Genomic DNA, 13,128 nt, shown 5'->3' with positions numbered 1-13,128 from the left:
TTTCCCTGTTAGAATTGCGCCGAATTTAACTTTTACTGCAAGTAAACATGTGGGGAAGCAGGCAGTGACCGATAAAACCTCTCTTAGCTACAAAGATGCCGGTGTTGATATTGATGCAGGTAATGCTCTGGTTGATCGAATCAAAGGCGTAGTAAAGAAAACGCGTCGCCCGGAAGTGATGGGTGGTCTGGGTGGCTTCGGTGCGCTGTGCGCATTGCCGCAAAAATATCATGAACCGGTACTGGTTTCCGGCACCGATGGCGTAGGCACAAAACTGCGTCTGGCGATGGACCTGAAACGCCACGACACCATTGGCATCGACCTGGTCGCGATGTGCGTCAACGACCTCGTGGTTCAGGGCGCTGAGCCGCTGTTTTTCCTCGACTACTATGCGACTGGCAAACTGGATGTGGATACCGCAGCCAGCGTCATTAATGGTATTGCCGAAGGCTGTCTGCAGTCAGGCTGTGCGCTGGTGGGCGGTGAAACGGCTGAAATGCCGGGCATGTACCACGGCGAAGATTACGACGTGGCTGGCTTCTGCGTTGGCGTCGTCGAAAAATCCGAGATTATCGACGGTTCAAAAGTGGCTGACGGCGACGTGCTGATTGCGCTCGGCTCCAGCGGCCCGCACTCCAACGGCTACTCCCTGGTACGTAAAATCGTTGAAGTCAGCGGTTGTGACCCTGAAACCACCGAGCTTGAAGGCAAGTCGCTGGCCGATCACTTACTGGCCCCGACCCGTATTTACGTAAAATCCATTCTGGAGCTGATCGAGAAGGTTGATGTGCATGCCATCGCCCACCTGACCGGCGGCGGCTTCTGGGAAAATATTCCGCGCGTCCTGCCAGACAACACGCAGGCAGTGATCGACGAATCCTCATGGCAGTGGCCAGCCGTCTTCAACTGGCTGCAAACGGCGGGTAACGTCAGCCAGCACGAGATGTACCGTACCTTCAACTGCGGCGTAGGCATGGTCATCGCCCTGCCTGCTTCGGAAGTGGACAACGCCCTCGCTTTGCTCAATGAGAAAGGTGAAAACGCATGGAAAATCGGTATCATCAAAGCCTCTGATTCCGAACAGCGTGTGGTCATTGAATGAAAAACATTGTGGTGCTCATTTCCGGTAACGGAAGCAATTTGCAGGCAATCATCGACGCCTGCGAACAGAAAAAAATCAATGGCACCATACGGGCAGTATTCAGTAACAAGGCCGATGCGTTCGGCCTTGAACGTGCACGAGAAGCGAATATTCCGGCACATTCGCTGGAGGCCGCTCAGTTTGCCAGCCGCGACGCATTTGACCGCCAACTGATACAAGAGATTGACGCCTACGGCCCCGATGTCGTGGTGCTGGCCGGTTATATGCGCATCCTCAGCCCGGCGTTTGTTGCTCACTATTCTGAACGGTTGCTGAATATCCACCCGTCTTTATTGCCGAAGTATCCCGGTTTGCACACGCACCGTCAGGTACTGGATAACGGCGATGAAGAGCATGGAACCTCCGTCCATTTTGTTACTGATGAACTGGACGGTGGACCGGTTATTCTCCAGGCCAAGGTTCCGGTATTTGAAGGCGACAGCGAAGATGAGGTCACTGCCCGGGTTCAGGCCCAGGAACATGCGATTTACCCGCTGGTGGTAAGCTGGTTTATCGATGGTCGCCTGAAGATGCGCGATAACGCAGCATGGCTGGACGGCGTTCGCCTGCCGCCGCAAGGCTACGCCGCCGACGAATAATCACATCTTCCGGTAGGCCTGATGGCGCTTCGCTTATCCGGCCTACTATTCTTCCCCCCTTTCTCTTTGCTATCAGACAGTTTATTGTCATATTTTTCTGGCACAGTTGGACATCTGAGAGCAATGCTCGCCATAATAAATCGGTAGTGTCCCGTGAATGAAACGGAGTAAAAGTGGTAATGGGTCAGGAAAAGCTATATATCGAGAAAGAACTCAGCTGGTTAGCGTTTAACGAACGTGTACTCCAGGAAGCTGCTGATAAATCAAACCCGTTGATCGAACGGATGCGTTTTTTAGGCATCTATTCCAATAACCTCGACGAGTTTTACAAGGTTCGTTTTGCCGAACTGAAGCGCCGAATCATCATTAGCGAAGAACAGGGTTCAAACTCTCACTCCCGCCATCTGCTCGGCAAAATCCAGGCCCGCGTATTAAAAGCCGATCAGGAATTTGACGGCCTGTATAACGAATTACTGCTGGAGATGGCGCGTAACCAGATTTTCTTAATCAACGAACGCCAATTGTCGGTGAATCAGCAGAGCTGGTTACGCCATTACTTCAAGCAATATCTTCGCCAGCACATTACGCCGATTCTGATTAACCGTGAGACGGATTTAGTCCAGTTTCTGAAAGATGACTATACCTATCTGGCGGTGGAGATTATCCGTGGTGATACGATCCGCTACGCGCTACTGGAAATCCCTTCTGACAAGGTTCCCCGTTTTGTGAATTTGCCGCCGGAGACCCCGCGTCGTCGTAAACCGATGATCCTGTTGGACAACATTTTACGTTATTGCCTTGACGATATTTTCAAAGGGTTCTTTGATTACGATGCGCTGAACGCCTATTCGATGAAAATGACCCGCGACGCGGAATACGATTTAGTGCACGAGATGGAATCCAGCCTGATGGAGCTGATGTCATCCAGCCTGAAACAGCGTCTGACCGCCGAGCCTGTGCGCTTTGTTTATCAGCGAGATATGCCTAATGCGCTGGTCGAGGTGCTGCGTGAAAAACTGACCATTTCTCGCTACGACTCCATCGTTCCCGGCGGGCGTTACCATAACTTCAAAGACTTTATTAACTTCCCCAATGTTGGCAAAGCTAACCTGGTGAATAAACCACTGCCCCGTCTGCGTCACATCTGGTTCGATAACGAGAAATTCCGTAACGGATTTGATGCAATCCGCGAGCGTGATGTACTGCTTTATTATCCGTATCACACCTTTGAACATGTGCTGGAACTGCTGCGTCAGGCCTCCTTCGACCCAAGCGTACTGGCGATAAAAATCAACATCTACCGTGTGGCAAAAGACTCGCGCATCATCGACGCGATGATCCATGCCGCGCATAACGGTAAGAAAGTCACTGTCGTCGTGGAACTGCAGGCACGCTTCGATGAAGAAGCCAACATTCACTGGGCCAAACGTCTTACCGAAGCGGGCGTTCACGTCATCTTCTCCGCCCCAGGCCTGAAAATTCACGCCAAGCTGTTTCTTATCTCACGTAAAGAAGGCGATGAAGTCGTGCGCTATGCGCATATCGGGACCGGTAACTTCAACGAAAAAACGGCGCGCCTCTATACCGATTACTCATTGCTTACCGCCGATTCACGCATTACTAATGAAGTTCGCCGGGTGTTCAACTTCATTGAAAACCCATATCGTCCGGTAACATTTGATTATCTGTTGGTTTCTCCGCAGAACTCACGTCGCCTGCTGTACGCCATGATCGACAAAGAGATCGCTAACGCACAGCAAGGGTTACCTTCAGGAATTACGTTAAAACTGAATAACCTGGTCGACAAAGGTCTGGTGGATCGTCTCTATGCAGCCTCAGGCTCGGGCGTGCCGGTCAATTTATTGATTCGCGGTATGTGTTCTCTGATCCCGAACCTTGAAGGCATCAGCGATAATATTCGCGTTATCAGCATTGTTGACCGCTACCTCGAACATGACCGGGTTTATATCTTTGAGAACGGCGGCGATAAGCAGGTGTATCTCTCCTCGGCTGACTGGATGACAAGAAATATCGACTATCGTATCGAAGTCGCTACCCCGCTACTTGATCCACGCCTCAAGCAACGCGTGCTGGATATCATTGATATTCTGTTTAGCGATACGGTGAAGGCCCGCTTCATCGATAAAGAACTGAGTAATCGCTACGTGCCACGTGGAAACCGCCGTAAGGTTCAGTCACAATTGGCGATTTACGACTACATCAAATCACTCGAGCAACCTGACTAACGATATGCCAATACATGACAAGTCACCACGACCGCAGGAATTTGCTGCGGTCGACCTGGGTTCAAACAGTTTTCATATGGTCATTGCCCGCGTGGTTGATGGTGCAATGCAAATCATCGGACGACTGAAACAACGCGTACATCTGGCGGATGGGCTCGGCGCAGACAACAAGCTGAGCGAAGAAGCAATGGAGCGCGGATTAAGCTGTTTGTCGCTTTTCGCCGAACGACTGCAAGGTTTTCCCCCGTCGAGCGTATGTATCGTGGGAACCCATACTCTACGTCAGGCGCTGAACGCGACCGATTTTCTCAAGCGCGCAGAAAAAGTCATCCCCTACCCGATTGAGATTATTTCTGGCAATGAAGAAGCACGTCTGATTTTTATGGGCGTTGAACACACCCAGCCGGAAAAAGGCCGCAAGCTGGTTATCGATATCGGCGGCGGCTCAACGGAACTGGTGATCGGCGAAGATTTCGAACCCAAACTGGTCGAAAGCCGCCGTATGGGCTGCGTTAGTTTTGCTCAGATGTATTTCCCGGGCGGCGCTATCAGTCGGGAAAACTTCCAGCGCGCCCGCATGGCGGCAGCGCAAAAACTTGAAACACTAACCTGGCAGTTTCGCATTCAGGGCTGGAACGTTGCGCTGGGCGCGTCGGGTACCATTAAAGCGGCACACGAAGTGCTGCTGGAGATGGGGGAGAAAGATGGTTTTATCACCCCCGAACGTCTGGAAAAACTGACCGCTGAAGTGCTGAAGCACGCGTCATTCGATGCGCTCAGTTTGCCGGGACTGTCAGAAGAACGAAAAGCGGTGTTTGTACCTGGGCTTGCTATTTTGTGCGGCGTTTTTGATGCGCTGGCGATTCGCGAGCTTCGGCTGTCCGATGGCGCGCTACGTGAAGGCGTGCTGTATGAAATGGAAGGCCGTTTTCGCCATCAGGATGTACGCAGCCGCACCGCCAGCAGCCTGGCGAATCAGTACAACATTGACAGTGAGCAAGCCCGGCGTGTGCTGGAAACCACCATGCAGATGTATGACCAGTGGCATATTCAGCAGCCAAAACTGGCCAATCCCCAGCTGGAAGCGTTACTGCGCTGGGCTGCGATGCTGCATGAGGTTGGGCTGAATATTAACCATAGCGGCCTGCATCGCCATTCTGCTTACATTCTACAAAATAGCGACTTACCGGGATTCAATCAGGAACAGCAACTGATGATGGCAACATTAGTTCGTTACCATCGTAAGGCGGTGAAACTTGATGATTTACCCCGCTTTACGCTGTTTAAGAAAAAACAGTTTCTGCCGTTAATCCAGCTATTGCGTCTGGGGGTGTTACTGAATAATCAGCGTCAGGCGACAACCACGCCGCCGACCCTGACCCTGCTAACCGAAGACAACCACTGGACCTTACGCTTCCCACATGACTGGTTCAGCCAAAATGCGCTGGTACTGCTCGATCTGGAAAAAGAGCAGCAATACTGGGAAGCGGTAACCGGCTGGCGTCTCAAAATTGAAGAAGAAAGCTCACCCGATATCGCAGCATAAGCTCTCAACAGGTGCCGGCTCGTCTGGCACCTGCTCTTCCAGCGTTTCGCGCAGCGGCAACGGTTTGCCAATCAAATACCCCTGCAGGTAATCAATTCCCAGCGAAATCACCGCGCTGCGTATTTCTTCGCTTTCGACATACTCCGCAACCACCAGCATTCTTTTCATCCGCGCCAGATGACAAATGGAGGCCACGATTTGGTAATCGAGGCTGTTCGAAACGATATTACGAATAAAACTGCCGTCAATTTTCAGGATATCGGCATTCACATTTTTCAGTCGCGCATAGCTGGCATATCCGGTGCCAAAATCATCAATCGCAATCTGACAGCCCAAAGATTGCAGCTGTAGTAACGTCGCCTGTGCCTGTTCCGCATTGGTTAAGGCATTGCTTTCCGTCACCTCAAAGATGAGTTGCCAGGCTTCAACTTTGTATTTCGTCAGTAACTGATTGATGTCATGCGGAAGCCGGGCACGGCATACCGATGTAGGTGATAAGTTAATGGCAAACCGACGGGCAGGCATTTGTTCCCGATTCCGCGCCATAAATTTCAGCGTGTTTTCAATCACCCACATGTCGATGCTGGATGACAAACCAAACTCGTGCGCTACCGGCAAGAAATTATCCGGAGCGATAGTTTCACCATCATCCCCATGAAGTCGCAGCAGAATTTCATGATAGACATCACCACGCACGCCAGCGATCGGCTGCGCCATCAGGAAAAAGCGATTGTGCTCCAGCGCCTGCTGCAGACGGTTCATCATCGCAACCTTATCTTTCAGATCACGTTGCAAGTGCATCACGCCGCGTCGCTGCATATTTTCTGGAGAATTGGTCGCCAGAGATATTTCGGCAATGGTGCTTAACTCACCGAGCAATAAATAAATGTGGTTAACCGGAGCGCGAACATAGCAAAAGCTGATGCCAACCTGCGGCTGTAAAGGCATGCCATCCCAGATAAAGCGGAATTGCTTAATATGCCTGTCCAGGGCTTCAATGCGCTCCTGATGAGCCTCTGTGTTAAAACGCAAAACGAGATCATTACCCGATAATTGATAGACATGCTCATCCGGTTCTAACAGAGGTGTTATCCACTGAGCGAGCTTTTGCTTGTACTGGATACGCAGCATAATGCCGTAATTTTTCACCAGCAGTTCCATGCCGGGCACGCGCAAAAAGCAGAGCACTGACCAGGGCGCTTTTTTCAAATCCCGATTCAACGCACGCAAGTTTGGAATATGTACCATTGGGTCGAAGAATGCCAGACGATGGTTCCGTCGGGTAACAAACCGCTGGCGCGTTGCCAGTACGGCAATGAAATTCACTATAAAGGAGAAAACCAGATAGCTCGATGAGGTAATGGCAAGCTGGGTATCATAGCCCGAATACCAGGGCATATAGCGCTGATAATAATGAATTGCAGTAATAAGTACGACTGACCATATCACCGAAATAAATCTATAACCGTAACGCATTGCGCCCCATAGCATAACGGGCAGTAACAGTGACAAGGTATAATTCGTGCTAAATATTGAGCTTTGTTCATTTAGCGGCATACACAACATTGACATAAATGCGGCCAATATAATCGACCAGACTGCAAGCTCTGTTTTGGTAACTTTGCTGTCAAACTGCTGCTTTAACTGAGAAAAATAGCCTCTCAGGTGCAATGGATTGCGAATCGTTCGAATAATAAGATAGCACAGTGGTACCCCAACCAGATTCCCCGCCAGCATAGCCTGATAATTGATTAACGTGCCGGTGTTAAAGGGCATTACGCCCACCATGCCTGATTTGCTCTCATAGACGCCCACAAAGGCGGCAAACTGGAAGAGAATCAGAAACAGCGTTGCCGGGCAGAACACCTGCCAGAACATTCGCTGAAACATCAGGTGAGAATCGCCGTGCGAAACATTGTTGCGTCGGGGAACGAATACCTTATACCCGCCCCAACTAAGCACTAGCGTAATTATAAAGTGAGAAATTATTGAGAGTGTTTCAAATAGTCCAACCTGCGGATATTTATACCAGATTATGGAAATGATAATTCCTGGCAATGCCGCCCAGCCAAAAAAGAGCATCAGACTAATCATCAGCGCCAATGGCAGATAGAAAAGTATTACGGTCCCCGTACTAATATGGGCATAGGTGTTGGCAGTGCTCAATATAGGCAACAGCAAAGAAGGCAAGATGAGAGGTAACGCCCACCATCTATCTCTAATACCAATATATTTTTTATTGAGTTTCATAGATGCTCAGTAGAATCCCACACATCCTGTAGGGGGTATTCAGACAGGCATCCCACCTGACTTTAAATCGTTAAAGTAATACATCATATTGATTCATCAATTCTAGTTGTCAGCAAAGGCCGACGTTTGATACATATCAAAAAAAATGCCCCTCATTAATCAATTATTACTCTTTTCATTATTTTTTATCGTTAATACATTATTCGCGCAAATAATCATATTAATTTCCATAACATAAGGGGATAAAACAACTGAAGCAATTTTACATAACGAAGAATTGACCATTCCCTCACAGTATGCCTTAATGTGAGTATCGCCCATGTCGGGTACACTACAAGGAACCTTTTGTGAGCCAGGTTACCAGCCTACGCAAACGACACCGATTTAACAGTCGCATGATCCGGATCGTACTGCTTATCAGCTTCCTCTTCTTCTTCGGACGCTTCGTCTACTCCGCCATTGGTGCGTGGCATCACCACCAGGACAAAAAAGAATCTCAGCAGCTAACCCTGCCGCAACAGACCTCCCCAGCACAAACAGCCCCACGTTAATCGCTCGCAGACCGCGTTGATGTCCTGACCCTCAAGATTCCTTACCGGATGGCTAATCGTCTGACAGTTAACCATCCGGTAAGGGATTTGTGTTCCCTCCCGTCACTACTTTTATAATGCCACATACTCCCCCAGCAAATCATTTTTTGATTTCCGCACAATTGCACAATATTTTCGCTCCTCGTCACCACACTATTGGCACTGAGTTACTATGTTTCTGTGTATTGGAGATAATAAACGTAAACACAGTTCAAATAGTCACTCGCCGATAGCATTAGTTAATATAAATAACGCACACATTAATATTTAAAATGTAATCACATATTTATATAAGATTTTGGTCTTTTATATTCAACAAGGTAATACGATGCAGGGCTTTACATTATTTCCGAAAATACGAAGCGGTATTGAATGACTCCCTGGGCACAGCGATGCTATCCAACATCGTCGCTGGTGTATTGTTGGTTTCCCTGCGACCTTTCCGCGCCGAAGAAATCGTGCAGATTGGCACTGTTACCGGGACAGTTGAAAAAGTGCATCTTTTCTCAACCCCCTACCCACCGCTGATAGTAAAGAGGTGGTGATCCCTAACGGCAAAATCATCTCTGACAATATTGTTAACTACTCTCGCCCCCCGTTTCGCCGCACCGACCAGGTCGATTGTCGATTAAAATACGCTGGCAGGGGGTTATTCCCTCTGCTGGACCACATTAACGTTGATTAATAGCTTAAAAACCCACTCTTAAATAAAATTTGAAAATTAAATGCTAAAAAAGAGACCGTAAATATCATCATCGTTACATGTTTCCATGTCTCACATTACAGGCGATAAAAAACAACCTCCCCCCCTCCCCAACATATCTGTACAATACTCTCTATCGTTTTCTATGCGTTATTCATGATGAAGGAATCCATAAAAATGGAACAACCGGTCAAATGTGACCCACATATCCTGTCGTTACTGAAAAAAACCTCCCTCAATCACATTGACTATCTGGTCGACGTTCTGACAGACAACGGCAAGGGCCGGGTAGCATTATCATCGTCCGTTAAGGACTTACTACTCGAAGAGAAGGCAGAACGGGACTACAGCGAGCATGGACTGCGGCATCTGCTACATGAATTGCAGGAATATGGCGGACACTCGCTCGTTAATATTTTCCGCAGTGAGCCGTTGCCTTATTCTGAGTTATTAACCGATGTTCATAAAAAGCTCAATGGCAAAGACAGCAAGAAAAAAAATAACGCCACAAAAGAGCGGGAAATCGTCCTAAGTTTGTTTGGTGATGACTGGCAGTCATTAGCCGATCATGAACGTTGGGAGCGCTGCACAGAAACGAAAGTTGTCTCCGGTTTTTTCAAGATGCAGGATAATCTGCGCATCAACGATAAAGGTGTTGTTATCGGCCTGTCAACTGCGGCAAGCGTAGCGGCATTTGCCGCACTCCGCTTACATCCCGTCACTGCTATCGTCAGTACGATTGGCCTTGCTAACCAAACGCTTGGGGAGGCATACCGGGTGACAATTCCGTTCATTGCCCATATCGCGATGCTCAACATGCTTTACTCGCCCAAAATAGCGCAGTAAAAATACCGTAACTAACCCAGCAGAATTCACCCTATGTCAACTTTAGCGAACAACAATCAGATAGCTGAGCAAGAAGCGGCCTTCGAGTTGGACATCGTCGACGCGCAAAATAATCCCCTGGTGAAATTACACAGCCAGCCTGGATACTGGCAAGATATTGCGCAACAGGACTCGCAGACGGAACTTGATCCCAGCAGCATTTCACTCTTTAACCACTGGCTCAGTAGCGTACCCACCGTCGCCACTGCCGTTGCAGGTAACGCGACACAATTAATGACCTGTTCTTTCGAATACAGCCAACTGGTACAGGCGAAAGATGGCAGCGGAGCAATCGGCGCGGTACTTAATCCAGACACCAACAAAATTGGCGCACAAGCCCGATTTCACGAAGCTGAAAATCTGAAGTCGCTGGTCAATGCCAGCCTGGTTTTTAATATCGCGTCACAACTTCTGGCCCAAAAACATCTTGCCGATATTAATGAGAGGCTGCGGATCATCGAACAAAAGATCGATTCGATTAAAAGCCATCTTGAACAATCGCGCCTCGCGAAGATCCAGGCTTTCCATGAACATCTCAATATTATCGGTTTATTACTGAGCCGTAATGACATTATCACCAAAGAGTCGCTACTCAACCTGGCCAAAAGCGCGCAGGAAGTACGCTCGCAGGTTAAGCATCTTGAAAAGGATATCACTCAGGCATATCGAGAAATTGAACAATTTGAACCAACCAGTTGGTTTGGATCTGACGATCTCCGGGAAGCGCTCAAACTGAAAATCAGTAATGTTGAACGGTTGCAGCGTGAGTATCTGACGGGTATGCAATGTTTGTTGGTGGCTAATCTCATCCTGTTCATCAAGCATGACGGCAACCAAGAATTTGTCCTGACAAGCGAGGTCTATTTAAAAGAACTGAATGCCAGCAACGGCATATTTCAGCAATGGGAAAAAATAAAACGTAAAGTCGCCCATCATCTCAGCAAGATGAAGCCGTTATTTGAACGAGCAAGCAGCACCCAGGCAAATGCCTTACAGGTAGAACGCAAGTTAAATCAAACGGATAGCCTGCTTAATACTGATAACGTTTTACTTACCCAACTCGGCGAACGCATCCAGGCAGCCCAATCACCGCAGGTATTGTTAGAGATTGTGGATAATAAGGTGCTGAGAGGTCGCTTTTTGCGTTAGCGCACCGGCGCTAACTAACCGTCCAGAATTGGCTATACAATACGAGATGTCGCGGCTGGAAGCAGCGGCATCTCGCCAACCAAGCGGGTGAAGGCGTGCTGGCTGAGATTTCCACAAATTATTGATATTTGGCAATCTCATTCTAATGGCGATCAACTTGAAATATACGCTGTAAATTCCGCAAAGAATATATCCAGTTTTAGTAATAAGCAGGACATGGAGTCCCGGAAGTAATCAATATGGATATTCATTATTATTAAATAACTTTCTTTATGACTCGACCTGGTTCGACGATTACGTCAATTTTACCGTCAGGAACTGTGCGCCGCATAGAAAATTCATGAATACACATAAATAAAAACCCCCTGTAAAAACAGAGGGTTGATTGCAGTTTTACCTGTTCATGAAAACTCAGGAAAGGTTATCGGCTTATTCCCACTCAATCGTGGCTGGCGGCTTACCGCTGATGTCATACACCACGCGAGAAATGCCGTTCACTTCGTTGATGATGCGGTTAGAGACGCGGCCTAAGAAGTCATACGGCAGGTGCGCCCAGTGTGCGGTCATAAAGTCGATAGTTTCGACCGCGCGCAGGGAGACAACCCAGTCATATTTACGGCCATCGCCCATCACGCCAACGGAACGTACCGGCAGGAACACGGTAAACGCCTGGCTGACTTTGTTGTACAGGTCAGCTTTGTGCAGCTCTTCAATGAAGATAGCGTCCGCACGACGCAGCAGGTCGCAGTACTCTTTCTTCACTTCACCCAGCACACGAACGCCGAGCCCCGGGCCCGGGAACGGGTGACGGTAGAGCATGTCGTACGGCAGGCCCAATTCCAGACCGATTTTGCGCACTTCGTCTTTGAACAGCTCACGCAGCGGCTCAACCAGCCCCATCTTCATCTCTTTCGGCAGACCGCCCACGTTGTGGTGAGATTTGATGACGTGTGCTTTACCGGTCGCGGAAGCGGCAGATTCGATTACGTCAGGATAGATAGTCCCCTGCGCCAGCCACTTTACATCTTCCAGCTTCAGCGCTTCTTCGTCGAACACTTCAACGAACACACGGCCGATGATCTTACGTTTGGCTTCCGGATCGTTCTCGCCTTTCAGCGCTTCCAGGAAGCGCGATTCGCCTTCCACGTGAACAATGTTCAGACCAAAGTGGTCGCCGAACATGTCCATTACCTGCTGGGCTTCGTTCAGACGCAGCAGACCGTTGTCCACGAACACGCAGGTCAGGTTTTTACCGATTGCGCGGTGCAGCAGCATGGCGGTTACGGAAGAATCCACGCCGCCGGAAAGGCCGAGGATCACTTTGTCGTCGCCAACCTGCTCGCGAATACGGACAACGGCATCGTCGATGATTTTCGCCGGAGTCCACAGCGCTTCACACTGGCAGATATCGCGTACGAAGCGCTCCAGCATGCGCATACCCTGACGGGTGTGGGTTACTTCCGGGTGGAACTGCACGCCGTAGAAGCGTTTTTCTTCGTGCGCCATAATGGCGAACGGGCAGGTCTCGGTGCTGGCAACGGTGACGAAACCTTCCGGGATCGCGGTTACTTTGTCGCCGTGACTCATCCATACGTCGAGCAGCGGTTTGCCGTCGGCGGTCAGAGAATCTTCGATACCGCGAATCAGCGCGCTGTCGGTCTGTACCTCAACCTGGGCGTAGCCGAATTCACGCTCGTTAGAACCTTCAACGTGGCCGCCCAGCTGCATTGCCATGGTCTGCATACCGTAGCAGACGCCGAAGACCGGCACACCGGCGTTGAAGACGTACTCAGGCGCACGCGGGCTGTTTGCTTCGGTGGTGCTTTCCGGGCCACCGGAGAGGATGATGCCGCTCGGGTTGAACTCACGGATTTGTGCTTCAGTAACATCCCATGCCCACAGTTCACAGTAGACGCCCAGTTCACGTACGCGACGTGCAACCAGTTGGGTGTACTGCGATCCGAAATCGAGGATGAGAATGCGATGCTTATGAATATTGTCTGTCATTTGACGATAATT

General features: G+C 49.4%; 10 protein-coding genes and 1 pseudogene. 8 read left to right on the top strand and 3 right to left on the bottom strand.

What is annotated here, in order from left to right:
• Positions 1–64 precede the first annotated feature (64 nt).
• From purM to ppx, 4 genes are all read left to right on the top strand, one after another.
• A complete protein-coding gene (purM, locus tag ICA20_RS06905; protein WP_038642584.1) occupies positions 65–1,102 on the top strand; it encodes a phosphoribosylformylglycinamidine cyclo-ligase in 1,038 nt (345 codons plus the stop codon).
• Positions 1,099–1,740: a phosphoribosylglycinamide formyltransferase gene (gene purN / locus ICA20_RS06900; RefSeq protein ID WP_038642586.1), complete on the top strand. Its 642-nt coding sequence runs from the start codon at positions 1,099–1,101 to the stop codon at positions 1,738–1,740. The genes purM and purN overlap by 4 nt, the downstream gene beginning before the upstream one ends.
• Positions 1,741–1,919: 179 nt before the next feature.
• On the top strand, positions 1,920–3,986 hold the full coding sequence (gene ppk1 / locus ICA20_RS06895; protein WP_038642588.1) for a polyphosphate kinase 1: 2,067 nt from the start codon (positions 1,920–1,922) through the stop codon (positions 3,984–3,986).
• A gap of 4 nt (positions 3,987–3,990) precedes the next feature.
• Complete coding sequence (gene ppx / locus ICA20_RS06890) at positions 3,991–5,532, top strand: exopolyphosphatase (protein ID WP_038642590.1); 1,542 nt, start codon at positions 3,991–3,993, stop codon at positions 5,530–5,532.
• Here ppx and ICA20_RS06885 read toward each other — a convergent pair.
• Both ICA20_RS06885 and ICA20_RS06880 read right to left on the bottom strand, forming a co-directional pair.
• Positions 5,512–7,782 (bottom strand): sensor domain-containing phosphodiesterase, encoded by a 2,271-nt coding sequence (locus ICA20_RS06885; RefSeq protein WP_038642592.1) that lies wholly within the window; start codon positions 7,780–7,782, stop codon positions 5,512–5,514. The genes ppx and ICA20_RS06885 overlap by 21 nt on opposite strands.
• Before the next feature lie 159 nt (positions 7,783–7,941).
• Positions 7,942–8,103: a hypothetical protein gene (locus ICA20_RS06880; protein WP_230592248.1), complete on the bottom strand. Its 162-nt coding sequence runs from the start codon at positions 8,101–8,103 to the stop codon at positions 7,942–7,944.
• A 26-nt stretch (positions 8,104–8,129) separates the two neighbouring features.
• On the opposite strand from ICA20_RS06880, the gene ICA20_RS06875 reads away from it, so the two are divergent.
• The 4 genes and pseudogenes from ICA20_RS06875 to ICA20_RS06860 all read left to right on the top strand — a co-directional run bounded on the left by ICA20_RS06875 (position 8,130) and on the right by ICA20_RS06860 (position 11,109).
• Complete coding sequence (locus ICA20_RS06875; RefSeq protein ID WP_071888163.1) at positions 8,130–8,333, top strand: YfgG family protein; 204 nt, start codon at positions 8,130–8,132, stop codon at positions 8,331–8,333.
• A 434-nt stretch (positions 8,334–8,767) separates the two neighbouring features.
• Positions 8,768–8,979: pseudogene (locus ICA20_RS06870) on the top strand (mechanosensitive ion channel domain-containing protein); the annotation flags it as partial.
• A gap of 273 nt (positions 8,980–9,252) precedes the next feature.
• Positions 9,253–9,921 (top strand): hypothetical protein, encoded by a 669-nt coding sequence (locus ICA20_RS06865; protein ID WP_051594537.1) that lies wholly within the window; start codon positions 9,253–9,255, stop codon positions 9,919–9,921.
• Between the two features lie 33 nt (positions 9,922–9,954).
• Positions 9,955–11,109: a hypothetical protein gene (locus tag ICA20_RS06860; protein ID WP_038642594.1), complete on the top strand. Its 1,155-nt coding sequence runs from the start codon at positions 9,955–9,957 to the stop codon at positions 11,107–11,109.
• Between the two features lie 429 nt (positions 11,110–11,538).
• Here ICA20_RS06860 and guaA read toward each other — a convergent pair whose 3' ends face one another.
• Positions 11,539–13,116 carry a glutamine-hydrolyzing GMP synthase gene (gene guaA / locus ICA20_RS06855; protein ID WP_038642595.1) on the bottom strand — a complete coding sequence of 526 codons (1,578 nt, stop codon included), beginning with the start codon at positions 13,114–13,116 and terminating at the stop codon, positions 11,539–11,541.
• Positions 13,117–13,128: the final 12 nt, after the last annotated feature.

This window comes from Citrobacter sp. C5_2, assembly GCF_014596845.2.
GTDB lineage: Bacteria > Pseudomonadota > Gammaproteobacteria > Enterobacterales > Enterobacteriaceae > Citrobacter > Citrobacter werkmanii.
This window is presented reverse-complemented; position numbering and strand designations above follow the sequence as displayed.